The 25,821-nt window shown below is 61.8% G+C and carries 24 protein-coding genes; 5 read left to right on the forward strand and 19 right to left on the reverse strand.

The annotated features are described in order from the left end of the window. Positions 1–11: 11 nt before the first annotated feature. The 5 genes from C4J90_RS15430 to C4J90_RS15450 form a co-directional block, all read right to left on the reverse strand. Positions 12–1,241 (reverse strand): M20/M25/M40 family metallo-hydrolase, encoded by a 1,230-nt coding sequence (locus C4J90_RS15430; protein ID WP_124367351.1) that lies wholly within the window; start codon positions 1,239–1,241, stop codon positions 12–14. Between the two features lie 48 nt (positions 1,242–1,289). Further along, entirely contained in the window at positions 1,290–2,348 is a 1,059-nt protein-coding gene (locus C4J90_RS15435) for a diguanylate cyclase (RefSeq protein ID WP_124420244.1), read from the reverse strand. 80 nt (positions 2,349–2,428) lie between these two features. Next, positions 2,429–3,061, reverse strand: a complete 633-nt coding sequence (locus tag C4J90_RS15440; RefSeq protein WP_124420245.1) for a LysE family translocator — start codon at positions 3,059–3,061, stop codon at positions 2,429–2,431. 53 nt (positions 3,062–3,114) lie between these two features. Next, positions 3,115–3,984 (reverse strand): sugar phosphate isomerase/epimerase, encoded by an 870-nt coding sequence (locus C4J90_RS15445; protein WP_124420246.1) that lies wholly within the window; start codon positions 3,982–3,984, stop codon positions 3,115–3,117. A gap of 27 nt (positions 3,985–4,011) precedes the next feature. Continuing rightward, positions 4,012–4,194: a rubredoxin gene (locus C4J90_RS15450; RefSeq protein ID WP_124363222.1), complete on the reverse strand. Its 183-nt coding sequence runs from the start codon at positions 4,192–4,194 to the stop codon at positions 4,012–4,014. 158 nt (positions 4,195–4,352) lie between these two features. Between C4J90_RS15450 and C4J90_RS15455 the strand changes: the two genes are divergently transcribed. Beyond that, positions 4,353–5,765: a PLP-dependent aminotransferase family protein gene (locus C4J90_RS15455; protein ID WP_124420247.1), complete on the forward strand. Its 1,413-nt coding sequence runs from the start codon at positions 4,353–4,355 to the stop codon at positions 5,763–5,765. Positions 5,766–5,777: 12 nt separating this feature from the next. Here C4J90_RS15455 and C4J90_RS15460 read toward each other — a convergent pair whose 3' ends face one another. Continuing rightward, on the reverse strand, positions 5,778–6,248 hold the full coding sequence (locus tag C4J90_RS15460) for an Lrp/AsnC family transcriptional regulator (protein ID WP_124410194.1): 471 nt from the start codon (positions 6,246–6,248) through the stop codon (positions 5,778–5,780). A 123-nt stretch (positions 6,249–6,371) separates the two neighbouring features. On the opposite strand from C4J90_RS15460, the gene C4J90_RS15465 reads away from it, so the two are divergent. Continuing rightward, positions 6,372–7,613 carry a methionine gamma-lyase gene (locus C4J90_RS15465; RefSeq protein ID WP_124420248.1) on the forward strand — a complete coding sequence of 414 codons (1,242 nt, stop codon included), beginning with the start codon at positions 6,372–6,374 and terminating at the stop codon, positions 7,611–7,613. Between the two features lie 42 nt (positions 7,614–7,655). Here the strand turns inward: C4J90_RS15465 and aqpZ are convergent, their stop codons facing one another. The 3 genes from aqpZ to C4J90_RS15480 all read right to left on the reverse strand — a co-directional run bounded on the left by aqpZ (position 7,656) and on the right by C4J90_RS15480 (position 10,982). Next, positions 7,656–8,360 carry an aquaporin Z gene (aqpZ, locus tag C4J90_RS15470; protein WP_124420249.1) on the reverse strand — a complete coding sequence of 235 codons (705 nt, stop codon included), beginning with the start codon at positions 8,358–8,360 and terminating at the stop codon, positions 7,656–7,658. A 295-nt stretch (positions 8,361–8,655) separates the two neighbouring features. Next, positions 8,656–9,840 (reverse strand): sugar transporter, encoded by a 1,185-nt coding sequence (locus tag C4J90_RS15475; RefSeq protein WP_124363228.1) that lies wholly within the window; start codon positions 9,838–9,840, stop codon positions 8,656–8,658. A 143-nt stretch (positions 9,841–9,983) separates the two neighbouring features. Continuing rightward, a complete protein-coding gene (locus tag C4J90_RS15480) occupies positions 9,984–10,982 on the reverse strand; it encodes a bile acid:sodium symporter family protein (RefSeq protein ID WP_124420250.1) in 999 nt (332 codons plus the stop codon). Positions 10,983–11,067: 85 nt separating this feature from the next. Here C4J90_RS15480 and C4J90_RS15485 point away from each other — a divergent pair, with 85 nt between their 5' ends. Continuing rightward, positions 11,068–11,856: a helix-turn-helix domain-containing protein gene (locus C4J90_RS15485; protein WP_124420251.1), complete on the forward strand. Its 789-nt coding sequence runs from the start codon at positions 11,068–11,070 to the stop codon at positions 11,854–11,856. A 109-nt stretch (positions 11,857–11,965) separates the two neighbouring features. Further along, positions 11,966–12,397 (forward strand): hypothetical protein, encoded by a 432-nt coding sequence (locus C4J90_RS15490; RefSeq protein WP_124420252.1) that lies wholly within the window; start codon positions 11,966–11,968, stop codon positions 12,395–12,397. 120 nt (positions 12,398–12,517) lie between these two features. On the opposite strand, the gene C4J90_RS15495 is transcribed toward C4J90_RS15490, so the two are convergent. The 10 genes from C4J90_RS15495 to C4J90_RS15540 all read right to left on the reverse strand — a co-directional run bounded on the left by C4J90_RS15495 (position 12,518) and on the right by C4J90_RS15540 (position 23,658). Beyond that, entirely contained in the window at positions 12,518–13,762 is a 1,245-nt protein-coding gene (locus C4J90_RS15495; protein ID WP_124363232.1) for a zinc-dependent alcohol dehydrogenase, read from the reverse strand. A gap of 60 nt (positions 13,763–13,822) precedes the next feature. Beyond that, entirely contained in the window at positions 13,823–14,962 is a 1,140-nt protein-coding gene (locus C4J90_RS15500; RefSeq protein WP_124420253.1) for a carboxylate-amine ligase, read from the reverse strand. Between the two features lie 6 nt (positions 14,963–14,968). After that, positions 14,969–15,913: a class I SAM-dependent methyltransferase gene (locus C4J90_RS15505; protein ID WP_124414946.1), complete on the reverse strand. Its 945-nt coding sequence runs from the start codon at positions 15,911–15,913 to the stop codon at positions 14,969–14,971. Positions 15,914–15,922: 9 nt separating this feature from the next. Next, entirely contained in the window at positions 15,923–17,302 is a 1,380-nt protein-coding gene (locus C4J90_RS15510; protein WP_124414947.1) for an iron-containing redox enzyme family protein, read from the reverse strand. Positions 17,303–17,604: 302 nt separating this feature from the next. Then, positions 17,605–19,347, reverse strand: coding sequence for an ABC transporter substrate-binding protein (locus tag C4J90_RS15515; RefSeq protein ID WP_124363236.1), 1,743 nt, complete (start codon positions 19,345–19,347; stop codon positions 17,605–17,607). A gap of 161 nt (positions 19,348–19,508) precedes the next feature. Then, complete coding sequence (locus C4J90_RS15520) at positions 19,509–19,781, reverse strand: DUF2160 domain-containing protein (RefSeq protein ID WP_124363237.1); 273 nt, start codon at positions 19,779–19,781, stop codon at positions 19,509–19,511. 11 nt (positions 19,782–19,792) lie between these two features. Further along, entirely contained in the window at positions 19,793–20,593 is an 801-nt protein-coding gene (locus C4J90_RS15525; RefSeq protein WP_124420254.1) for a carbohydrate ABC transporter permease, read from the reverse strand. 10 nt (positions 20,594–20,603) lie between these two features. After that, positions 20,604–21,470: a carbohydrate ABC transporter permease gene (locus tag C4J90_RS15530; RefSeq protein ID WP_124363238.1), complete on the reverse strand. Its 867-nt coding sequence runs from the start codon at positions 21,468–21,470 to the stop codon at positions 20,604–20,606. Beyond that, complete coding sequence (locus tag C4J90_RS15535; RefSeq protein ID WP_124420255.1) at positions 21,467–22,564, reverse strand: ABC transporter ATP-binding protein; 1,098 nt, start codon at positions 22,562–22,564, stop codon at positions 21,467–21,469. The genes C4J90_RS15530 and C4J90_RS15535 overlap by 4 nt, the downstream gene beginning before the upstream one ends. Next, on the reverse strand, positions 22,564–23,658 hold the full coding sequence (locus C4J90_RS15540) for an ABC transporter ATP-binding protein (protein ID WP_124404513.1): 1,095 nt from the start codon (positions 23,656–23,658) through the stop codon (positions 22,564–22,566). Before C4J90_RS15540 ends, C4J90_RS15535 begins: the two co-directional genes overlap by 1 nt. A gap of 337 nt (positions 23,659–23,995) precedes the next feature. Between C4J90_RS15540 and C4J90_RS15545 the strand changes: the two genes are divergently transcribed. Further along, on the forward strand, positions 23,996–25,813 hold the full coding sequence (locus tag C4J90_RS15545; protein WP_124420256.1) for a sigma-54-dependent Fis family transcriptional regulator: 1,818 nt from the start codon (positions 23,996–23,998) through the stop codon (positions 25,811–25,813). The last annotated feature ends 8 nt before the right edge of the window (positions 25,814–25,821 follow it).

The following is a 25,821-nucleotide window of genomic DNA, read 5'->3' on the forward strand; positions in this document are numbered from 1 at the left end:
ACACGACCCGCTCAGCGCTTGGAAAGCTCCATAATCATCCGACTCAACAAATACACCCGAGGCACCACACTCTCCACCTCGGCATATTCCTCCGGCGTGTGAATATTCCCGCCCACTATCCCAAACCCGTCCAGCGTCGGTGTGCCGACCCCGGCCGACAAGCTTGCGTCCGCCGCGCCGCCGCTGCCTTCGATGGTCAGGGTTTTGCCCAGTTCGCCGTAGATGCCCTGGGCAATCGCGACCAGTTTGTCTGACTCCGCCGTTTGCGGCATCGGTGGCAAGCCGCGTTGCAGGCTGGTCTTCACTTCGGTGTCCGGGATCAGTTTGTTCGCGGAAACCCGTGCCAGGTCTTTCTCGATGCGGTCGAACTCTTCCGGCAGCGCGGCGCGCACGTCGGCCTTGGCGGTGGCTTGGTCGGGGATGACGTTGGTGCGGTCGCCGGCCTTGAGTACGGTGAAGTTGATGGTGGTTTTTTTCTCGGCGTCGCCCAGCTTGCCCAGTTGCAGGATCTGGTGTGCGGCTTCCATGGCGGCGTTGCGCCCCAGTTCGGGAGCGACGCCGGCGTGGGCGGCTTTGCCTTTGACTTCAACCACCGCAGTGGCGCTGCCTTTGCGCCAGACCACCAGGCCGTCGGCCGGGCGGCCGGGTTCCAGGTTGAGGGTTACGTCGTGGCCCTTGGCGGTGGTGCGGATCAGTTCAGAGGCGGCGTCGGAGCCAGTTTCTTCGCTGGCGTCGAGCAGGAAGGTGATTTGTGCATAGTCCTTGAAGCCTTGGTTTTTCAGGACTTTCAACGCGTAGATGCCGGCGACGATGCCACCTTTGTCGTCCATCACGCCGGGGCCATAGGCGCGGCCGTCCTTGATGTGGAACGGGCGTTCGGCGGCCGAGCCTTCCTTGAACACGGTGTCCATGTGCGCCATCAGCAGGATTTTGGCCTTGCCGGTGCCCTTGAGGGTGGCGATCACATGGCTGTTGTTGGCGGCTTTGTCCGGCACCAGCTCGATGCTGAAACCCAGCTGTTTCAATTCATCCACGGCGATGTCGCGCACTTGGGTCAGGCCGGGCTCGTAGCCGGAGCCGGAGTCGATATTCACCAGGCGCTCCAGCAGTTTCAGGGCCTCGGCCTTGTACTGTTCGGCGTCCGCCTGGATCGGCTTGTGGGGTTCGGCGCTGTAGGCCGGCACGGCGAAGGACAAGGCCAGGGTGGCGGCCAGCAGGGTGCGGGGGAAGGTGAAGAGCATGGACCGATCCTTGTTTTTCATTGAGGGGGGCCGCCACACCCTACCCCACTAAACGGACCGCAACCAAGCCCCCTGCAGCGAGCTGACCCGGTTGCGCCCGCTGCTTTTGGCTTCGTACAAAGCCTGGTCGGCATCGTTGAGCCAACTGGTGGCGTCGGCGTGGCTCGGCAGGTATGGCGCCAGGCCGATACTCAAGCTGGCGCGCAAGGTCGGGTCCTGGGCGTAGGCCAAGGCGTTGAAACGATCACGCAGGGCGTCCATCACTTCAGTGGCACGGTTGAGCGGCATGTCCGGCAGGATCACGCAGAACTCATCGCCGCCGTAACGTCCGGCAAGGTCGGTGGCGCGCAGGTTCTGGCGCAATACCCGGCTTAACTGGCGCAGGACGATATCGCCGGTGACATGGCCATAGGTGTCGTTGATGATTTTAAAGTGGTCGATATCGATCAGCGCGATGGCCGCACCGGCAGGGCCACGGCGGCAACGTTGGAACTCGATTTCCAATTGATCCTTCCAGGCGCCGTGGTTGAGCAGGCCCGACAGGCTGTCGGTGCGGCTCAGGGCCAGCAGTTCGCGCTTGTGCCGCGCCAGGGTCACGGCCTGGCGGTAGCAGATCCAGCCCAGGGCCAGGGGATACAACGTCAGGATCGGCAGGCAGGCATACAGCTGGGCCTGGGTGGTGACGCCGATGAATGCGGGCGCGACTATCAGCAGCGCCGTGGCGATGCCCAGCGCCTGGGCCACCCACCCCGCCAGCAAGAAGCGCGGCCCACCGATGGCGACGTTGTTCATGCTCATCATCGACAAGGTGGTGACGCTGGGCAGCGGGTTGAAGTGCATCGCGCCGACCCAAAAGCCGCCGCAGAAGGAATCGAACAGCAGGTTGCGGCGCTCACTGCGCAGGGTATGAGCGGCACGCAAAGACGCTTGGAACGCCAGGTGCGGCCAGATAAACGCGTTGATCAGCATCCAGGCCCATACCCATGGGGACGGGTTCAGCGGATACATGCCGAACGCCACGCAAACAAAGCCGAGCGCCAGCCCCAGGAGGCGCGATTTGTACAAGCGCGAAGCGAGCGGAAGTCCATTTCCTCCGACGGCTGCCATGATGGGGGGTAATCCTGGGTGAATCCCTGGAGTCTATCAGGGCAACGGCAAATCGCCACTACTGCTTACAGGCTAATCCTTCAGTGCGAAAACCCGCGTGCCAGCATCAATGCCACGCCGAGCAACATTATTGCCGTGATCCGCTGCAACATCACGCGCCGCTTGGGGTTTTCCAGCAGGTGTTTGATGCGCTGGCCGAAATAGCAGTACAGGCAACCACTGGCAAATTGCAGCAACAGGAAGGTCAAGCCGAGGATCGCGATATCCGCCGCCGAGCTGTGCTCCCCGGCCCCGGCGAACTGCGGGAAGACGGCGCTGAACATGATGATGGTCTTGGGGTTGGAAAAGCCGGTCAGCAAGCCCTTGCCGAACAGGCTGCGCGAGCCCTCCACGGCGCCGGCCTTGTCGATCGACACGCCGCTGCTGGTCCACTGCTTGTACGCCAGGTAAAGAATGTAGGCCACGCCGACAAACTGGATGGCCTGGGTAATCGCAAGGTTGCCCTTGATCAGCTCGGAAAAGCCCACGGCGAAGATCAGGATCGAAATCAGGTACGACACACTGGCGCCGATCTGCGCCGGGATCGAACTGCGCAGGCCGTCCTTCAGGCCCAGGCTCAATAACAACAGGGTCATGGGGCCGGGACTGAAGGTCATGGTCGCGCAAAACAGCACGAAGTAGAGAAACGAAGACAGCGTTAACGCACTTGTCATGGTCAGGGACCTTGAATGGGGCGCACGCCGCACGCGTGCGCCCATGGTTTACATCAGGCGACCGCGATTTCGGTCGTCAGCGATTCGCGGTACATCAAGGCCAGGTCAGCCAGGGCGGCCTTGGCGGTCTGGTTGCGGGTTTCGAATGCCACCAGGCCTTTCCAGTTGGTTTCGACGATGGCCTGCATCACGTCGGCGTAGTCGCAGTTGCCGTCGTGAATGCCGAAATGCTGGTCTTGCACGCCGTTGTTGTTGCTGAAGGAGATGCCCTTGATCACGTGGTGATACTTGCGCACCACCGCCGCCGGCAGGCCGTTCTCGATATTGGCGTGGCCGGCATCGAGGAAGAAGTACACATTGTCATGGGCTTGCAGGCGCTCGAACACAAAAGCGTATTCCGCCTCCTGGGTGAAGATGTAGTGGAACGGGCGATAGTTGACGTAGTTGGACAGGTTTTCCAGGTAGATGTCCGTGCCCTGGGTCGCGGCGTAAGCGGCCAGTTCCTGGACTGACTTGAGGTAATGTTCCAGGGCAACTTTCTTGGCCTTGAGCACCATCTTCGGTTCGACGATGCAGCCACCGTGAATGATCAGCGGCGCGCCCAGGCGACTGGCGATATCGATTTCTTGCTTGACGTAGGCCACCGCCGCCACGCGGAACGCCTCGACGTCACTGGCCAGCGGCGCCTTGAAGTTGCCGTGGAAGACCGGCTTGACGCCGCTGGCGGCGATTTGCGCGCGCAGGCTTTCGATGCGCGCCTCGCTCCAGTCATCGACCATTTCGCCGAACAGGCTGCCGTCGACATACCAGTGGGTGCACTGCCCTTCGATGGCAGCTTGCAGGCCCTGTTCAGCGTCCAGGTACTTCTGGTGCGCCACACCGGTACAGAACGGCACGGCAGAGTTGATCAGTTTGCTTTCCATGGAGCGATTCCTTTCGTTGATGGAGGGTCAGGCGTGTGAAGGGTCAGCGAGTTCGATGGCCATGAAATCGGCCTTGGTCACGCCGCAATCCGGACATGTCCAGTCTTCAGGCACCTCTTCCCAAGGGGTGCCGGCGGGTATTCCGTCCTCCGGAATGCCCAATTCTTCTACGTACATAAAACCGCAGGGTGCACACATATAAGTCTTCATGAGAATGCAGAATCCATTGCTCGTGTGTAGGAAATTTCGCCAATTCCTGGCGAGATGGCGCGCAGTCTAGGGGAATGGCATTGCGCCAGGCAGGTGAAGTGGTGCCTAATCTGGCCTGACTTCACCGGTAAAAGTACCGGCAAACAAAAGGACGCTTCATGTTGGTATCCGCCATCGCCTTTGTGGAAGGCACACCCAAGGTCCAGCAGATCGTGGAGGCCTTCAGCCAGGCCATCGAGGCCGGTGAATGGGCGCCCGGCAGCAAGTTGCCGTCGGTGCGGGCGTTGACCGAAATCCTCGGCGTCAGCAAATTCACCCTCAATGAGGCCCTGGACCGCCTGCGCGGGCGCAACCTGCTCACCTCCCGCCAGGGCCGTGGCTATTTCGTGGCGATGGACACTGCGCGCCCGGCGTCGGTGACCTGGGTCGACCTGCTGCCCCAGGACCTGCTCAGCGTGTTGCGCCGCCCCTTGGCCACCGCCAGTGGCGAGCTGCGCCCCGGCGGCGGGCACTTGCCGGAAGCATGGTTGAATGGCGAAGCAATCCGCCAGGCCATGCGCAGCGTGGTGCGCGCGCCGTCGCTGCGCATCGCCGGGCTCGGCACTCCGGCCGGGCTGTTGCCGTTGCGCCAGGCGCTGCAACAGAAACTGCACGGCGAGGGCCTGTCGGTGCCGGTGGAACAGATCATCACCACGCCCAACACCGTGCAAGGCCTGGACATGCTCATGCGCCTGCTGGTGCGTCCCGGCGACACGGTGCTGCTGGACGCGCCGTGCTACTTCAACTTCCACGCCAACCTGGCCCTGCATGGGGTCAAGGTGGTGACCCTGGAACGACGCCCCGACGGCTTCGACTTCACCGCCTTGGAACACCTGCTGGCCGAACACCGGCCCAGCCTGTACCTGACCACCAGCGTCTTGCATAACCCCACCGGCCATTCCTTCAGCCCCAGCCAGGCGTTTCGCTTGCTGCAACTGACCCAGCACTACCACTGCCATATCGTCGAGGATGACCTCTACGGCGACCTGCACCCCAACCCGCCGCCACGCCTGGCCGCCGTCGCCGGGCTGGATCAGGTCACCTACCTGTCGGGGTTCTCCAAGATCCTCAGCGCCAACGCCCGCGTCAGCTACGTGGTGGCCGCGCCACAACTGGCCGCCAACCTGACCAATATGAAGTTGATGAGCGGCGGCGTGACCTCGGAGCTGTTCGAGCAGATCGTGTACCGCATGCTCAGTGAGGGTAGCTATGCCAAGCACCGCAAGCGCATGGTCCAGCGTCTGATGGAAGCCGGTGGGCGCGTCGAGCAGTGGCTCAAGCGCTGCGGTTGCGAACTGCCGATGGCGTTTGAAGGCGGCATGTTTATCTGGGCGCGCCTGCCGACCGGCGTCAACGGCGAGCTGCTGGCCCAGGAAGCCTTGAAGCGCAGCATGGTGCTGGCGCCCGGCACACTGTTCGGCTACGACCCGGCGCATCGCGACCTGATGCGGTTCAATGTGGCCCACAGTGATGAGCCGCGGGTGCAGCGGGTATTCGAGGCGTTGTTGGTGCAGGCGGTACGGGCAGCTTGAGTGGCGGTGCCGTCACCCCGGCAACGGCATTACCCGCAACGGCCGCACCGACTTGTAGGAAAAGCTCGAATAAATTTCTTTCACACAGGGCAGGGTCTGCAGAACTTCCCTGGCGAATTCGCCAAATGACTCCAGGTCCTTGGCCACCACTTCCAGCAGGAAGTCATAGCGCCCCGACACGTTATGGCAGGCCACAATCTCTGGAATCGCCAACAGCCGCTGCTCGAACGCCCGGGCGATTTCCTGGGTGTGGCTTTCCATCATGATGCTGACGAAGGCGGTCACCCCATAGCCCAGGGCCTTGGGGGACAGGATCGCCTGGTAACCGCTGATCACCCCACTCTCTTCCAGGTTGCGCACCCGTCGCCAGCACGGCGACGTGGTCAGGGCAACGCGCTCGGCCAGTTCGGCCACGGTCAGGCGGGCATTGCTCTGCAAGGCGTTTAACAGGGCTTTATCGGTGCGGTCCAGACTGACAGGCATAACGTGCCTCTATTCATTGTTTTTATCGGGTTTTCATCCATGAACGCCGGCGTTTCGAGCCATTTTTGCAACGTTCAACTGTGGTTATGAGCATAGCATTGTAGGAAATAAGGAGCGCCTGACATGAACAATAAACACCCTGGGTTCGGTTTTTCTACCCGCGCGATTCACCACGGTTACGACCCCAAGGACCATCACGGCGCCCTGGTACCGCCGATCTACCTGTCGGCCACCTTCGCTTTTCCGACAGCCGAGTACGGCGCGGCCTGCTTTGCCGGGGAGGCCTCCGGTCACTTCTATACGCGTATTTCGAATCCGACCCTGGCCCTGCTGGAGTCGCGTATGGCCGCCCTGGAAAACGGCGAGGCGGCGGTGGCGTTCAGTTCCGGGATGGGCGCGATTGCTGCAACGTTCTGGACCCTGCTGCGCCCAGGCGACGAGGTAATCGTCAGTCAGACGCTGTACGGCTGCACCTTCGCCCTGCTGCACGGCATCGGCGAATTCGGCATCAAGGTGCGCCATGTCGACCTCACCGACCTGGCCGCCCTGCAAGCGGCACTCTGCCCCGCAACCCGCATGATCTACTGCGAGACCCCGGCCAATCCCACCCTGCGCCTGGTGGACATCGCCGCGGTGGCCCGGCTCGCCCACCAACAACCGAATGTCACCGTGGTAGTCGATAACACCTATTGCACGCCCTACCTGCAACGGCCCCTGGAGCTGGGCGCCGATGTGGTGGTGCACTCGGCCACCAAGTACCTCAGCGGGCATGGCGACATCACCGCAGGCATTGCGGTGAGCAGTCACGCGATAGCGAAACGCATCCGCCTGCAAGGGCTCAAGGACTTGACCGGCGCGGTGATGTCGCCGCAGGACGCCGCCTTGCTGATGCGCGGCCTCAAGACCCTCGCCCTGCGCATGGACCGCCATTGCAGCAACGCCCAGGCCGTGGCCGAAGCCTTGCAGGCGCATCCCGCCGTGCAATGGGTAACCTACCCTGGGCTGGCGTCCTTCCCACAATACGAACTGGCTGCGCGGCAAATGAAGCAATCCGGCGGCATGATTGCCTTCGAACTCAAAGGCGGGATCGATACCGGGCGGCGCTTCATGAACGCGCTCAAGCTGTTTACCCGCGCGGTCAGCTTGGGCGACGCCGAATCACTGGCCCAGCACCCGGCCAGCATGACCCACTCCACCTACACCCCCGAGGAACGCGCGCAACACGGCATCAGCGAAGGCCTGGTGCGCTTGTCGGTGGGGCTTGAGGACGTCGCCGACCTGTTGGCGGATGTGCAACAGGCACTGGGCAAGTGTGCCCGTGCGGTTGCGCGTCCAACGTTGCTGGCCGCGCACGCGGGGAAATAACCGTCGGGCTGTGGTAACGGGCTATAAGGAGCCCCAGGCACATCAATCCGGATCGCGTTCATCCAACGCACGCGCCGCCAGCGCCCCCATCACCCCGCCTGCGATTGGCGCCAGCCAGAACAACCAGAGCTGTGACAGGTAGTGCGCCCCGGCAAACAACGCCGGCCCGGTGCTTCGCGCAGGGTTGACCGACGTGTTGGTCACCGGGATCAGCACCAGGTGGATCAAGGTCAACGCCAGGCCGATGGCGATGGGTGCAAAGCCGGCCACTGCCCCCGGCGCCGTGACGCGCATGATGATCAACACAAAAAAGAACGTGGCGATCAGCTCGGCCAATGCAGCGGACTTCATGTCGAAGTGCCCGGGACTCAGCGGGCCATAACCGTTGGCGGCAAAACCGCCGAGTTCGAAACCGGGCTGGCCGTCGGCGATCAAGTACAGTGCTGCGGCCGCCAGAATTGCGCCAATCACCTGCGCCGCGATGTAAGGCCACACATCAGCACCGCACACCCGACGCCCCGCCCATAAGCCAATGGTCACCGCCGGGTTGAAATGCCCGCCGGAAATACCGCCCACTGCATACGCCATGGTCAACACGGTAAGACCAAACGCCAGCGACACCCCTGCAAAACCAATACCCAACTCTGGAAACGCCGCCGCCAGAATGGCACTGCCACATCCGCAGAAGGTCAGCCAGAAGGTCCCCAAAAGCTCTGCGATCAAACGCTTTTGCACACTCGACTCCATTGCAGTTCATGCCGTCACACGGGGGGTGGGCGGTCCCGCGAGACGGTAGCAATGGACATCGATGAACCCTGTAGGAATTGTCCGGTTTTGTGTGGGAGGGGGCTTGCCCTAATGCCAGTCAGTTAAGCGTACACCACCGTCTGTAGGAGCGAGCTTGCTCGCGAAAAACTCACAGGCACCGCGTTTATTCAGGAAGCACGCGTTATCGTTGACGTTTTTCGCGAGCAAGCTCGCTCCTACAAAAAGCCTTGACTGACTGGCATTAGCCCAAGGCCGCCCTCTATTTTTTTCCCGTTCAGCTCTGCACCACACCCGTCCCAAACCGCCGAATCGCCAAGCAATACCCTATCAACCCCAGCGCCGCCAGCAATCCGCCCGCCGCGCCGATCCAGGCGAAGCCGAAGTGGCTGCCGACCCAACTGCCCATCAGCGCGCCGCCGCCGATGCCGATGTTGTAGATGCCGGAAAACATCGCCATCGCCACGTCCGTGGCGTCCGGCGCGAGCACCAGTACCTTGGACTGCATCGCCAGGCCGAAGCCCATGATCGCCATGCCCCAGAACACGCTCAGCACCACCAGGTAGGATTGGGCGCCGCTCAACGGCAGCATCAGCGCCAGGCAGGCCGCGAGCAGGAACACGCAGCTGATCACGAACACGTGCGGATTGAACCGATGCACCAGGCTGAACAGCAGCGAGCCGATGATGCCGGCGCCGCCGAACACCAGCAGGATCAGGGTGACCGCACTGCCGCCCAGGCCGGCGACACCTTCGACGAAGGGTTCGATGTAGCTGTAGGCGGTGAATTGTGCGGTGACGGTCATCGCGGTCAGCACGTAGAGCGCCACCAATGCCGGGCGCTTGAACAGCAACGGCAGGCTGCGCAGCGAGCCGGAGTTCTGGCTCGGCAGCGGCGGCAAGGTGCGCGCCAGCCAGAACACCAGTGCGGCCGCAAACGCGGCGATCACCAGGAAGGTGGTGCGCCAGCCCATGGCTTCGCCGAGCAGGCGGCCAAGGGGAATGCCCAGCACCATCGCCAGAGAGGTGCCGGTGGCGAGCAGGCCAAGGGCTTGCACCTGCTTGCCCACCGGTGCCAAGCGTACCGCCAGGGAGGCGGTGATCGACCAGAACAACGCATGGGCCAGGGCAATACCGATGCGGCTGACCATCAGCAGGCCGAAGCTGGTCGCCACGCTGGACAGGATATGACTGGCGATAAACAAGCCAAACAACACGATCAGCAATTTGCGCCGTTCGACGTTACGCGTGAGCAGCATCACCGGCAACGATGTCAGCGACACGATCCACGCGTAAATAGTGAGCATCAGGCCGACGCTGGCCACGGGCATATCAAAGCTGGCGCCGATAGCGCTGAGCAGGCCGACCGGCACGAATTCGGTGGTATTGAACACAAATGCGGCCAGCGCCAGGGCGATGACCGGTTGCCAATTGGCTTGAGGGGTTGCGGCTGAAAGGCTCATTGACGGGCGAGGTACTCTGACAGTGATCAAACGGCCGCGCAGGGCATGCGGGCCGTTGAACATTCTATAGGTTTCTCGTGCAGCTGTTGGCGCCGATCCTGCGACAATCGCGCGCAGTCTCAGGGCAACGTATCAAGCCTGACTTACGGATCCACCTGCGTCATCAACTCAGGAATGCTCTCCGGTCGATTCGCATAGCGCTGGGCCAACGCCGCGCACACCATCAGCTGGATCTGGTGAAACAGCATCAGCGGCAGGATCAGCACGCCCATGGTCGCCCCGGCGAACAGCACCTGGGCCATGGGCACGCCGGTGGCCAGGCTTTTCTTCGAACCGCAGAACAGGATGGTGATGCGGTCTTCCTGGTTAAAGCCGAACGCCTTGCCCAACAGCGCGGACGCCACCAGCACCAGGGCCAGCAACACGCAGCACGCCACCACCAGCCCGCCCAGTTGCCACAGCGGAATCTGGTGCCAGATGCCTTCGTTGACCGCTTCGCTGAAGGCACCGTACACCACCAGCAAGATCGAGCCCTGGTCGACGAATTTGAGCCAGGTTTTATTGCGGCCCACCCAGTCGCCGATCCAGCGCCGAGCGATTTGACCGGCGACGAACGGCAGCAGCAACTGTACGCTGATCTTCAGGATCGCGTCGACGGTGGAGCCGCCATCGCCGTGCACATCAAGCAGCAGGGTCACCAGCAACGGCGTCAAGAAGATCCCGAACAGGCTCGAGGCCGCCGCGCTGCAGATCGCCGCCGGGATGTTGCCGCGCGCCAGGGAGGTGAAGGCAATCGCCGATTGCACCGTGGCCGGCAGCGCGCACAGGTAAAGCATGCCCATGTACAGCTCGTTGCCGATCAGCGGTGACAGCAGCGGCTTGAGCGCCAGGCCGAGCAGCGGAAACAGCACGAAGGTCAGGCTGAACACCAGCAGGTGCAGACGCCAGTGCCCGGCCCCGGCGACGATGGCCTGGCGTGACAGCTTGGCACCGTGCAGGAAAAACAGCAGCGCGATGGCGAGGTTGGTGACCCAGCCGAAGGCCACGGCGGTCTGGCCGCTGGCCGGCAGCAAGGAGGCGAGGATCACCGTGGCGACCAGCGTCAGGGTGAAGTTGTCGGGCAGGAAACGTGGACGGGTCATAAGCAAATCTTCCAGGGGTTGCCAAGAGCATCTTGGCGACTCTAACGTAACGACCTGTTACCGACTAACGCCAATGAGCCAGTAAATGCCGCCTAAAGGACACGAAAAAACCGTCCGCCGCAGCGTACCCGGGCTGTCCAGCCTGCCACGACCGGTGTATGGGCGCACCGAATCCTTGCCCAACCGCGCGCTGACGCGGCGGCACAGCCATCCGTGGGTGCAGTTGTCATATGCGATTTACGGGGTGCTGGAGATCCAGACCAGCGCCGGCCGCTTCGTTGCGCCACCGCAGCGTGCGGTATGGATTCCGGCGGGCATGCCCCATCGCGTGTACAGCTCGCCCCATACCGAAATGCGCAGCCTTTACCTCGATTGCCGCGTGACCGCTTGGGCGGCCGAGCGCTGCCAGGTGCTGGCGGTGAGCAATTTGTTGCGCGAATTGATTCGCAGCTTCAGCGAACTGCCCGTGGAATATGCCGAGGATGGCCCCGACGGCCGCCTGGCCCAAGTGGTGTTGGACCAACTCGCTGCAGCGCCCCATGTGGATTTGATGTTGCCCTTGCCCCATGACCCGCGCCTGCGCCAGATTTACCGCAGCCTTAATCTGCATCCAGAGCAGCAGACCACCCTGGGTGAGTGGAGCCGCAAACTGGGGGTGAGCGAAAAGACCCTCAGCCGTTTGTTTTTGCGCGACACAGGGCTGACGTTTCGCGCGTGGCGCCAACGCCTGCGACTGTTGAGCGCCCTGCCCGGCCTGGAGCAAGGTGAACGGGTGACGGATGTGGCGTTGGGCTGTGGTTATGAATCGACGTCGGCGTTTATCAACGCGTTTCGCCAGCAGTTCGAGGCCACGCCCGGTGAATTTTTTCGCTGAGCGTTGCCCAGTTGACCAAGCGCCACGTTCAAATAATCCCCAAACACGCGCTCGGCTGGTATTGTGCCGCGCTTTGAAAGACCGCTACCGACTTGCGAGGAAATGGACGTTGAACACTGACGAAAAAATGACCGGGGACCTGTTCGAGGTTGATAAGCGCCTGTCACTCAAGCCCGTGGTGGACTTCAACGCCTACCTGCGCAGCGCTTTCGGCGACGGCCCGTGCACCTGCATCCGTTGCAGCGCCAGCGGCGGCGATGAGACCGGTTATGTGTTCCAGCACACCTTCAATTTCGACGGCAAGCCCACGCACCGCCGCTTCGCCTCCACGGCGGGCAGTGATGTGGTGATGGTGCTGAAGAAAGCCTGGTTGTCCTACACAAAGGCGGAGTTGCCGCTCAGCGGCGTGCTGGTGCTCGATACCGTCAAGGAATTCGTCGAGCCACACCTGCACAAGCGCGTGGCGCCACTGCTATTGGCCAGCGGGTTGGTGAAGGATGTCGATGACCAATTGCACATTCAGCCACAAGCATTGACTTGAACGCACTTCAAATGTGGGAGGGGGCTTGCCCCCGATGGCGGTGAGCCAGCTAAGCATTGGTTGGCTGACACACCGCTATCGGGGGCAAGCCCCCTCCCACATTGGTTTTGTATTAGCAAATTAAAAACCGGGAACGCCTTGCACCCGGATCTCAGGCGTCAGTTCTTCCAGCGGCTCGGTCAGCGGCCGGTCGCTGCTCCCCGGCACCAGAATCACCTTGCGGCACTCCTCCTCGCACTTATCGAACAGCTCATAGCCGCGCGCCGCCTGTTCCAACGACAGCCGGTGGGTGATGATCGCTTCCGGGTTCAGGTGGCCCAGTTCGATATGCTCCAGCAGCTCCGGCAGGAAGCGCTGCACGTGAGTCTGGCCCATCTTGAAGGTCAGGCCCTTGTCGAACGCGTCGCCAAACATGAAGCCGTGGATAAAGCCGGCATACACCCCGGCCACGCTGACCACGCCACCACGGCGCACGGCGGCGATGCATTGGCGCAGGGCCTTGCCGCTGCTGCCTTCGATCTTCAAGGTGGTGAGGATCGTTTCGGTGGTGCTGCCCTTGGCTTCGAAACCCACCGCATCCACCACGCCATCGACACCGCGCATGCCGGCGGTCTGGCGGATGATGGTGTCGGCGGGGTCGTCGTCCTCTTCGAAGTTGATCGGGATCACGCCGTACATTTTTTGCGCGTAGGCCAATCGATAGGGATGGTCGTCGACCATGAAAATCTGTTCGGCGCCGAGCATCTGCGCGCACGCTGCGCTGAGCAAGCCCACCGGGCCAGCACCATAGATCGCCACGCTCGAGCCTTTGCCGATACCGGCATTGGTCACCGCCTGCCAGGCGGTGGGCAGGATGTCGGACAGGAACAACACCTTTTCATCCGCCAGCACACCGGGCACCTTGAACGGCCCGGCGTTGGCCTTGGGCACGCGCACCAGCTCGGCCTGGCCACCGGGAATGCCGCCATACAGGCGGCTATAGCCGAACAGCGCGGCCCCCGGCGGGATCGCCTTTTTATTCAGGATCGCACCGCGCCCGTCGTTGGTGGTTTCGCAGGCAGCGTACTGCTGCAACTGGCAGAAAAAACAGTCGCCACAGGCAATCACGAAGGGGATCACCACGCGGTCACCGCGTTGCACCGCCGTCACGGCCGGGCCGGTTTCCTCGACGATGCCCATGAACTCGTGCCCGAAGATATCGCCATGCTCCACGGTGGGGATTTTGCCTCGGTACAGGTGCAAATCCGAACCGCAGATCGCGGTGGCGGTGACGCGCAAAATGATGTCGTCGGGCTGTTCAATGATCGGGTCAGGTACCGTATCGACCTGGACTTTGTGGGCGCCTTGGTAGGTCATCGCGCGCATGCTCTGCACTCCTGTGGTTGGGCTTATTAGTTAAGGGCGCATGCAGTGCCCAGCGTTCCCTCAACCTGCTGCGGCAACCGATAAATGGTCGCCGCGGCTCTGGGCCAGGAGCCCATCCACCACGCGGCACAGGCCGCCCGACGCATCGGCACCCGCGCTGCGCGCCTGCGCGTACCAATGCAGCTGCTCGGTTGCACTGTTACCGCGCCGCAGCAACCTGTGCAGGCTGTCAAACAGCTGGCCTTCACCCAGGGCGTCGGCCGTGTCGGCGAACCTCTGGCAAGCGCGTTGCAACCACTGGTGCGCGCTGCAAAGGGCGCCTGAGGCGTCCAGCGCAAAGGTGCCGGCTGCGCCAAAGCGCTTGGCTTGCCAGCGGTTTTCCTTGAGCAGCCAACGCGTCTCGGGGGTGAAGCCCGCACCGGGCTGCTGCATCGCGCAGGCATGGCTGACCATCACCCGAAATAACGTCGCCAGGGCCAGGCTATCTTCCAGCCGCGGGCATGCATCGGTCATGCGCAGTTCAAGGGTGGGATAGCGCGCCGCCGGGCGAATGCCCCACCAGCCGTTGCCATCGGCTTCGATCGCGCCCATGCGCTGCAACATTGCCAAGTAGCGCTGGTACTCGTCCCAGTCGGCAAAATGCTCCGGCACACCCATGCGCGGCCACTCATCGCAGGCGGCTTGGCGGTAGCTCATGAAGCCGGTGGGCGCACCGTTCCAGAAGGGTGAGGAGCAGCTGAACAACAGCAGTAACGGCAACCAGGGCAACACCTCGTTCATCACCGCGATGCGATCGACCCGTGCCGGTACCTCGACATGCACGTGCAAGCCACACAACACACTGCGCCGCGCCACGTACTGCACATCCTCGAATAATTGCCGGAAGTGCCCGTGCTCAGTGGGCCGTTGCTCACGCCAGTCGGCCAAGGGATGGCTGCCGGCGCACACCACGCCCAGGCCGAAGTCAGCCAAGGCCCGCGCCAGGTTGCGGCGCACCGTTGCCAGGTAGTGGGCCGCCTCCTCACCGGAGTGGAACACCGGTGAGGCGGCCTCTATCTGGCCCTGGAACATTTCATGGGTAAAACCCTCACCGATGGCTTCTCGGCAGGCCGCGATTACGGTTGCCGAGGGTGCGGCGAGCATCTGGCGCGTGTGCAGGTCAGTGATGAAATACTCCTCTTCGACACCGAAGGTGAGCATGAGCGTTCAGCGCAGGCGTGTAACGGTAAGTGCAACCACAGCGATCCGCTCGACGCGTTCATACCCCGGTTTATCGAGTTCTTCGCCGAAGACGTCGGGGTCCAGTTCACGGTAGGTCCAGCCATAGGCGTCGCTGGTCAGCAGCGGCTTGACCGCCTCCAGAAACGCATCGCCGCCCGCCACCATGGCCACGCCGGTATACAACACCAGGCTGCCGCCAATGGCGAGGCGTGGGAGCGATTCGCTGACGATGCGCACCGACAGCTGTTCGCCCAACGCGCCACCGCCATGGCGATAGGCGCGCTGGCGGTCGTCATTCATGTACGGCGGGTTGGCGACGATCAGGTCGAATTCACCCTCGACGCTGGCCAGCACGTCACTCTGGTACACACTGACATTCGCCAGGCCGGCCAGCTCGGCATTCACTGCGGTGAGGCGCAGGGCGCGGGGATTGATATCCACGGCCAGCACCTCGGTGTCGTGCCGCGCGTGGGCGATAACCAAGGCGCCGACCCCCGCCCCGCAGCCGATATCCACCGCGCGCTTGAGCGGTTCGAAACGCTGCTGCAGATGGGCTTGGATAACCTGGGCGAATCGATAGCTGTCGGGGCCGAAAAACACCGCGTCCGCCTCGACGGTGGGAAAAGGCGAATGGGCAAACAGCAGGTCATCCAGGCTCGACCAGCGCACCGTGCTGCGCCATAGGGCGTCGTGTTTTTCGATCACCTCGGCCTGCTGCAACTCTTCACGAAACGCCTCGGGCAACAGCTCGTTGTCAAACGGCATCGACCAGCCGAATACGTCACGCATATTCATCGCCAGCGGCGTGCCCAGGCGCCGGTACACGCGCTCGTGGGTCAGCGGCGTCGGCGTGATAAAACGGTAACCGCTTTCCTTCAAGCCTCGGCCGAGGTTGAGCAGGGCGCGGTCAGCCAGTTGTTGTGCAGACATGGAGTTTCCTTAGCGCAGGCGTGCGCGCAGTTGGATAAAGCGGCGGGTGGCGTACAACCCTGCGGGGCTGCAGTGACGCCGCGCCGACATCCAAGGGATCAGCGCGGTGAGCTGCTGGTCATCGGGCAAGTTCCATAACGAATCCACCAGGGCCTGGGTGTCAGGATCCGCAGGACGATGCTGCTCGCGGGAGAAACGGCTGCCACGTCCTGGACGAACCGGCGGCACGCGCTGGGTGCTGATCCAGTCCCCGGCGATCCAGTCATGCAGCACCTGTTTTTCATAACCGCTGAACACGCCGAACATCGCGGCCCCCGCCCCCTCGATCAACTGCCAGAAGCGGCTCTCGGCGGGGTCCTGGTTGCGCTTGATCCAACCCTTGTCTTCCATTGCCCTGAGGAAATCCCCGATCTGACCGGGCTTGGCCAGCCAATGGTTGACGGTCTTGCCTTCGAAGCGGCAGTAGTCCGAATGCATGTGCTGGCCAAAGGTACGCTTGCGTTCGAGCATGGCCACCACTTCGTCCTGCAGATCGAAATCTGCGATGACCGCCGTGGTGCCTGGGCCGAGATCGTTGAGGCGATACCCGGCCGCAACACGACGGTAGAACGCCTCCCTGCCCTCGCCGAGCGGCAGCAGGTTCAATACCGATTGCGCGGCTTTGCTGGCGTGGCCGCTGCTGGCATTGTCGATGGTCACGTGGAGGGTGAAGTAATAGGGGTCGATGCCCAACTCACTGAGTTCGTATGACGTAATCAGCAGGTGCAGTGGCAACTGCTCGTAACCCAGGTTGTAACCGATGACTTCCGGCAGGAACTCGTCGGCGCACAGGCCCAGGGCCAGCTGCAGGGCGCCTTGCAGGTAGTGGCCATCTTCAAGCCCGGCCTCGCTGTCGGCATCGTGCTCACTGAGCAGCTTGCGATAGATCACCACATGGTTCTGCGCGGCTTCGCCGTCGCCCAACTCTTCGAGGTAGGTGGTCAGCAGGCCGTCGAAACGCTGGTCCTGCCAATAGCGCAACAGGCCGTAGAGCCAGGCGCCGTCGACCTGTTTGGTCGGGGCCACGCGCTGCAGCACATACAACGCGTGCGCCTTGTTCTGGAAATAGCGACGCGGCCGGCCCTGCTGGCGTTGCTCCAGATACTCGGCATAGGCCTGGGCCACGACGGCGCAACGCTGTTCGACCCAGGCCAGCAACTGTTCGGGCACTTCGGGCAGGTCGCAGGCGGTGCTTTCTACATGCGCCAGTTGATCCTGCAGGTAGTCACGCGCCAATGCCGCCGCGCCTGGGGCTTCGCCATACAGCTGTTGATACACCCGTTGATGCCGGCCAGGGGCCGAGTCGGTGAGAGAGGCCGGTTGGCCCGACAGCGCAGTGAGGAGTGTCATGGTGGCAGTTTCCGCAAAGTCCGTTACAACGGGCCACCCTGCAAGGCGGCCCCGCAAAAGCGCTTCAAACCACACGCTTATGGAATGCAGAGCATCGGGATGTGCGAAAAATTCAAATGAGGTTGTAAAAGGGGGGATAAGCGGTCGCTCGGCAAGTTGCAAATGCCTTACGGGCTCATGAAGCAGATTCAAATGTGGGAGGGTGCTTGCTCCCGATAGCGGTGGATCAGTGAGTGCATTGGTCACTGACAAACCGCTATCGGGAGCAAGCCCCCTCCCACTTTTGATACTCAGTGTCCCTGTTACTTACGCGCCGCCTCCCACTGCTTGAGCAGGTCGTTGTAGTTCACGGTCTCGCCTTTAGGCTTCTCGTTCGCCAGTTTCGGCTTCGGCGCGCCAGGCTGGTCGAACCAGTATTGCGCGTCACGCTCGGGGTTCATTTTCGGGCCGCACACCGGTTGCACCTTGGAGCGCTCCAGGCGCGTCATGATTGCGTCCTGTTCCTTGGCCAGGTTGTCCAGGGCCTGTTGCGGGGTTTTCTCGCCGCTGGCGGCGGCCGCGATGTTGCTCCACCACAGTTGCGCCAGGCGTGGGTAGTCCGGCACGTTGGTGCCGGTCGGCGACCACTCGGTGCGGGCCGGGCTGCGGTAGAACTCCACCAGGCCGCCGAGTTTGGGGGCCATGTCGGTCATGGCCTGGGAGTTGATATCGGACTCACGAATCGGCGTCAGGCCGACGATGGTCTTCTTCAGCGACACGGTTTTCGAGGTCACGAACTGCGCGTAGAGCCAGGCCGCGAGTTTCTGCTTCTCCGGCGTGGACTTGAGGAAGGTCCAGGATCCTACGTCCTGATAGCCCTTTTTCATGCCCTTTTCCCAGTACGGTCCGACCGGTGACGGCGCCATGCGCCATTTCGGCGTACCGTCGGCATTCACCACCGGCAGGCCCGGCTTGACCATGTCGGCGGTAAACGCGGTGTACCAGAAGATCTGCTGGGCGATGTTGCCCTGGGACGGCACCGGGCCGGATTCGGAGAAGGTCATGCCCGCCGCTTCCGGTGGCGCGTAGGCTTTCATCCAGTCCACGTATTTCTGCGTGGCAAAAACAGCGGCCGGGCCGTTGGTGTCGCCGCCACGGGTAACGCTGGAGCCCACCGGGTGGCAGTCCTCCACGCGAATGCCCCACTCGTCCACCGGCAAGCCGTTGGGCAAGCCCTTGTCGCCGCCACCGGCCATGGAGAACCAGGCATCGGTGAAGCGCCAGCCCAGGGATGGGTCTTTCTTGCCGTAGTCCATGTGCCCGTAAATGCGCTTGCCGTCGATTTCCTTGACGTCTTCGCTGAAGAATTTGGCGATGTCTTCATAGGCCGACCAGTTCACCGGCACGCCGAGGTCATAGCCGTACTTTTCCTTGAACTTGGCTTTCAGCTCCGGGCGCTCGAACCAGTCGGCGCGGAACCAGTAAAGGTTGGCGAACTGCTGGTCGGGCAGCTGGTAAATCTTGCCGTCCGGGGCGGTGGTGAAAGACAGGCCGATAAAGTCCTTGAGGTCCAGGGTTGGCGAGGTGAAATCCTTGCCTTCGTTGGCCATCAGGTCAGTGATGGACTCGGTCTTGCCGTAGCGAAAGTGCGTACCGATCAGGTCCGAGTCGTTGACCCAGCCGTCGTAGATATTCTTGTCGGACTGCATCTGGGTTTGCAGCTTTTCCACCACGTCGCCTTCCTGCAGCAGGTCGTGGGTCAGCTTGATCCCGGTGATTTCGCTGAAGGCCTTGGCCAGCACCTTGGATTCATACTCGTGGGTGGTGAGGGTTTCCGACACCACGTTGATCTTCATCCCACGGAACGGCTCCGAGGCCTTGATAAACCACTTCAATTCCTCCAATTGCTGTTCGGCCGTGAGGGTGGACGGCTTGAACTCGCTGCCGATCCATTTTTTCGCGGCATCTTCATACGCATCGGCCCAGGCCGTAGCGCTCAAACCACTGAGGGCCAGTACGGCGGCCAATGAAATGCTATGTCGCAGCTTATTGTTTTTATTCAACATAGAGACCTCCTGGTTAATTTCAAGACGGGACTCGCAGACACCCCTCTCTTGTAGGAGCGAGCTTGCTCGCGAAAAACTCAAAGACACCGTGGGCTACCGGGAACACCGCGTTATCGTTGACGATTTTCGCGAGCAAGCTCGCTCCTACAGGGTGTGCACACCTAGCCCCAGCGCATCACACTCAACAGCCACACCAGGGACAGCGCAGTCGCCACCCAGATGCTCCAGCCGGTGGCGCCGATTACCAGCAAATGCAGGTAGGCGCTGCCGAGAAGACCGATAAACAAGCGATCACCACGGGTGGTGCTGATCGGCAGAAAACCACGCCGAGGGATACTCGGCGCGCGCAACTCCCAGGTGGTCATGCCCGCCAGAATCAGCGCGATGCCGCCAAAGAACAGCGCAGTCGGGGTGGTCCAGGCCATCCATTCCATCATCGATTCCTCTAGACCCGGCCCAGGGCAAAGCCCTTGGCCACGTGGTTACGAACAAACCAGATCACCAGCATGCCCGGCAGGATGGTCAGCACCCCCGCCGCCGCCAGTACGCCCCAGTCGATACCCGAGGCCGACACCGTGCGGGTCATCACCGCCGCGATGGGCTTGGCATTGACCGAGGTCAAGGTGCGCGCCAGCAACAGTTCGACCCAGGAAAACATGAAGCAGAAAAACGCCGTGACGCCGATACCGGAGCCGATCAACGGGATGAAAATCTTCATGAAGAACTTGGGGAACGAGTAGCCGTCGATGTAGGCGGTTTCGTCGATTTCCTTGGGCACCCCGGACATGAAACCTTCCAGGATCCACACCGCCAGCGGCACGTTGAACAAACAATGCGCGAGCGCCACCGCGATATGCGTGTCAAACAGTCCGATGGACGAATACAGCTGGAAAAACGGCAGCAGAAACACCGCCGGCGGCGCCATGCGGTTGGTCAGCAGCCAGAAGAACAGGTGCTTGTCGCCCAGGAAACGGTAGCGCGAAAACGCGTAGGCGGCCGGCAATGCCACGCTCAGGGAAATCACCGTGTTCAAGCTCACGTAGTACAGCGAGTTGAGGTAGCCGGTGTACCAGCTGGGGTCGGTGAAGATCACCTTGTAGTTGGCCAGGGTGAAATCCTGCGGAAACAGGGTCAACCCGCCGAGGATTTCGGTGTTGCTCTTGAACGACATGTTCAGCAGCCAGTAGATCGGCACCAGCAGGAACAGGATGTAGATCAAAAGCGGTATAAGCTTGCGCTTGCTCATGTTGGCGGCCTCAGCGGTTGGCGTCGGAGTGGGTCATGGCGGTATAGAACAGCCAGGACACCAACAGGATGATCAGGAAGTACACCAGCGAAAACGCCGCCGCCGGGCCGAGATCGAATTGGCCTACGGCCATCTGGGTCAAGGTCTGACTCAGAAAGGTGGTGGCATTGCCCGGCCCGCCACCGGTCAGTACGAACGGCTCGGTGTAGATCATGAAACTGTCCATGAAGCGCAGCATCACCGCGATCAACAGCACGCTTTTCATCTTGGGCAACTGGATATGTCGGAAAACCGCCCAGGCAGACGCCCGATCAATGCGCGCAGCCTGGTAGTACACGTCCGGGATCGCCCGCAGCCCCGAATAGCACAGCAACGCCACCAAGGAAGTCCAGTGCCACACGTCCATCACCAGCACGGTGACCCAGGCGTCCATGGTGTTCGCCGCATAGTTATAGCTGATACCCATGGCGTTGAGGCTGTAACCGAGCAGGCCGATATCGGCGCGACCGAAAATCTGCCAGATGGTGCCGACCACGTTCCACGGAATCAGCAAGGGGATCGCCAGCACGATCAACACCAGCGACGACCAGCGCCCCTTGGTCGGCATGGTCAAGGCGATGGCGATGCCCAGGGGAATTTCGATCAGCAGCACACAGGCCGAATAGATGAACTGGCGCAGCAGCGAGTCATGCAGGCGCGGGTCGAGCAGCACCTGTTTGTACCAGTCGGCACCGACGAAGTAGCGGCTGGACTGGTCGAAAATATCCTGCACCGAGTAGTTGACCACGGTCATCATCGGGATCACGGCACTGAACGCCACCAGCAGAAACACCGGCAATACCAGCCACCAGGCCTTGTTGTTCTGCACCTTGTTCATGGCAGTTCCTCCAGCAGGTAGTCGTCGACATAGAGCATCAGCCATTGCGCGGGGAAGCTGATGCAGGCGCGGCCTTCGGGCACCGGTTTGTCTTCGGCCAGGCGCACTTTGAGGGTGGCGCCGTCGAGGTTGAGGGTCATGATCTTGTAGGTGCCGAGGTCTTCCAGGTGTGTGACGTCGGCCTGCAGGGCGTCAGGGTTATGCTCGTCCCACACATGGATAAATTCCGGGCGAATACCCACTTGGAGCTTTTTGTAGTCGGTGGCCGTGAGACGTTGCTGCAACGCCTCGGACAATGGCAACGACGTATTGGCAAACCGCACCCCGCCCGCCTCTGCCTGCACCTCGATCAGATTCATCCCAGGGCTGCCGATGAAATAACCGACAAAGGTGTGACTCGGCCGCTCGAACAACTCGCGCGGTGTGCCGAACTGCACGATCTGCCCGCCGTACATTACGGCGATCTTATCGGCGAAAGTGGATGCCTCTAGCTGGTCGTGGGTGACGTAGACCATGGTGATGTTGAACTGCTCGTGAATCTGCTTGAGCTTGCGCCGCAGTTTCCACTTCAGGTGCGGGTCGATCACCGTCAGCGGTTCATCGAACAGGATCGCCGACACGTCGTCGCGCACCAGGCCACGGCCCATGGAGACCTTCTGTTTTTCGTCGGCGGTGAGGTTGCGGGCTTTTTTGCTCAACAGGTTTTGCAGGTCGAGAACCTCGGCAATTTCCTGCACCTTGCTGTGAATTTTCGCCTCGGCCATGCCTTGGTTGCGCAAGGGAAATGCCAGGTTATCGAACACCGTCATGGTGTCGTACACAACGGGGAACTGAAACACCTGGGCGATATTGCGCTTTTCCGGGGTGAGGTCGTTGACCACTTGGGTATCGAACAACACCTGGCCCTCGGACGGGCTGAGCAGGCCGGAAATGATGTTGAGCAAGGTCGACTTGCCGCAGCCCGACGGCCCGAGCAAGGCGTAGGCTCCGCCCTGCTCCCACACATGGTTCATTGCCCGGATGGCGTAATCCTCTGGGCCGCTCGGGGTCGCGCTGTAGCTGTGCGCCAGGTTCTGCAAATGGATCTCGGCCATCAGGCAACCCTCGCGACACGGCGCCCGGGGGCCTGGACCAAACGGCCCTGGCCATCGAACACAAACAGTTTATGGGTGGGGATGTACACGCGGATCGGCGCATCGACGTCGTACTCGTGCACCCCCGGCAGGTGCAATACGAGCAGGAAGTGTTCGCTGCGCACATGCAGGAAGGTTTCCGAGCCGCTGATCTCGGCGACTTCCACGGTCACCGCCAGCTCCAGGTCATCGTCGTTGCTCGGCACCAGGCTGATATGGCTGGGGCGCACGCCAAAGCGGAACTCACCTTCGCCGATGGGGCGCAGGTCGACATTGAGCGGGAAATGCACGAAGTTGGCGAAACTCACTTCGTTGCCACTGATGCGCCCCGGCATCAGGTTGATCGGCGGCTCGGAAAACAACTCGGCCGCCAATACGCTTTGCGGCTGGTGATAGACCTCGGCGGCCTTGCCGCTCTGGATCACCCGGCCTTCATGCAGGATGGTGGTGGTACCGCCCAGCGCCAACGCTTCGTTCGGCTCGGTGGTGGCGTAGATGGCGATGGTGTGGCGCGCCTTGAACAGTTCGCGCATTTCCTGGCGCAGCTCTTCGCGCAACTTGTAATCCAGGTTGACCAACGGCTCATCGAACAGGATCAGCTCGGCGTCCTTCACCAACGCCCGGGCCATGGCCGTACGCTGCTGCTGGCCACCGGACAGTTCCAGCGGGTGACGCTGCAGGAATTTCTCGATGCGCAGCATCCGCGCCGTTTCCAGCACCTTGCTCTGGATCAGCTCGTTGGACACACCGGCCTGGCGCAAAGGCGAGGCGATGTTCTCGAACACGGTCATGGTCGGGTAGTTGATGAACTGCTGATACACCATCGACACGTTGCGCAGGCGCACCGGTTTTTGCGTGACATCCACACCGTTCATCAGGATGCGACCGCTGTCGGGCTTATCCAGGCCGGCCATCAGACGCATCAAACTGGTCTTGCCGGACAGGGTGCGACCGAGCAATACGTTGAAGGATCCCGCCTCGAAGCGCAGGTTTACGTCGTCGATCCAGGTTTGACCTTCGACAACGCGGGAGACATGTTCCAGGGTCAATGACATGACACGACCTTTTTATTATTGGAATGAATCTGGCCAGTTATCAGAGCGAGTTTCGTGCCAGAAATGGCAGGTGGTTGATGCATAAGGAAATGGGTCAATCTGGATGTTCAGGAATGAACACCCTGGCTGAACAAATGAACACTGAGGGGGTTGACAATGAACAGTTCTGAACAACACTGATCAGACTGTGGGAGGGGGCTTGCTCCCGATAGCGGTATATCAGTAAAAGAAATGCTGACTGACACACCGCTATCGGGAGCAAGCCCCCTCCCACATGGGTCTGGTTACATCCGTTAGATTGTGCACACTCAATAACAATAAAAATGAAGGTCAACACATGGCCGAACCACTGACTCACGACACCATCATCCAGGACTCCTGGCGCCGTTGCCGCGCGTTCGGCCTGGATCACCAGAGCGCGCCCAGCTTCGACCAACTGCCCGCCGAGGGCATTCGACAGTTGCTGGAGAGTCAGCATTCATTGGTGCAGACCACCCATCAGGAAGTGCTGCCCTACTACGAGAACATCCTGAGCAATTCCAACTGCCTGATCATGCTGGCCGACAACCAGGGCCAGGTCCTGACGTCGTGGGGCACCCAGCGCTTTATCGAGCCTGGGCTGGCCCGCGGTTTCAGCGCGGGTGCGAGCTGGATGGAACACGCCAGCGGCACCAACGCCATCGGCACCGCGTTGGCCTGTGCCCAGGCCGTGCATATCGAGCACGACGAACATTTCCTCAAGGCCAACCGCTTCATGACCGGTTCGGCGGCGCCGATTTTCGACGCGCAACGCGAGATCATCGCGGTGCTGGACGTTTCCAGCGACAGCTACCTGCCGCCCTCCCACACCCTGGGCATGGTCAAGATGATGAGCCAGACCGTGGAAAACCGGCTGATCCTCAACCTGTTTCGCGGCGAGCATTTCCAGCTGACGTTCAACACCGGCCTGAGCAACCTCGACAGCCAGTGGGCAGGCCTGCTGATCTTTGATGAAAGCGGCCAGGTGCTGTCGGCCAACCGGCGCGCGGACAATCTGCTGGGGATCAGCTTGTCGAGAGTGATGATCGACAGCTTGTTCAAGGTGTCGCTGCTGGAGTTGTTGAATCAGCCGGAGGGGCTGGCGTTTTCCCTGCAAGCAGCGGGACGCAATCGCTTCCAATGCCTGCTCAAGCGCCCCAGGCAGACGCCGGTACAAGCGCGGATGTTCAATGAACCGGCGCCTGCGAAGCCGAGCGCCGTGAGCCTCACCACCTTGCATTTTGGCGACGCACGCGTGGAGAAAGCCGTGCGCCAGGCCGAGCGCCTGCTGGAGAAGGATATTCCGTTGTTGATCCACGGCGAGACCGGCGTGGGCAAAGAGGTATTCGTCAAAGCCTTGCACCAGGCCAGTTCCCGTAGCCGCCAGGCATTGATCGCGGTGAACTGTGCGGCGATTCCGGCTGAGCTGGTGGAATCGGAACTGTTCGGCTATGAAAAAGGCGCGTTCACCGGCGCCAATCAAAAGGGCAGCATCGGCCTGATCCGCAAGGCCGACAAGGGCACGCTGTTTCTCGATGAGATCGGCGATATGCCTCTTCCCACCCAGGCGCGACTGTTGCGGGTACTGCAGGAGCGCTGCGTGCAGCCGGTGGGCAGCAGTGAGGTGTTCCCGGTGGACTTGCGCATCATCTCTGCGACCAACCGCGCGCTACGGGAGCTGGTGCAAGCCGGGCGTTTTCGGGAGGATTTGTATTACCGCATTGGTGGCCTGACCCTGGAACTGCCGCCGTTGCGCGAGCGCAGCGACAAGCAGGCGTTGTTCCAGCAACTGTGGCAGCGACACCGCGACCCCACGCAGTGGGCCGGCCTGAGTGCCGAGGTGCTGAAGCTGTTCGAACAGCATCCATGGCCGGGCAATCTGCGCCAGGTCAGCAGTGTGCTGCAGGTGGCATTGGCGATGGCTGAGGAACAGCCGATCCGCCCGGAGCATCTGCCCGATGACTTTTTTGTGGATTTGCAGGGGTCGATACCGCAGCCCGCCAGCGAGCGACTGGATGACAGCATCGACCTGACGCAACGCTTGAAGGCGGCAGGCGGCAACATATCGCACCTCGCCCGCGAACTCGGGGTGAGCCGCAATACCCTGTATAAGCGCCTGCGCCAGAACGAAGGCTGAACCGGCAC

The organism is Pseudomonas sp. R2-60-08W (assembly GCF_003852335.1).
GTDB lineage: Bacteria > Pseudomonadota > Gammaproteobacteria > Pseudomonadales > Pseudomonadaceae > Aquipseudomonas.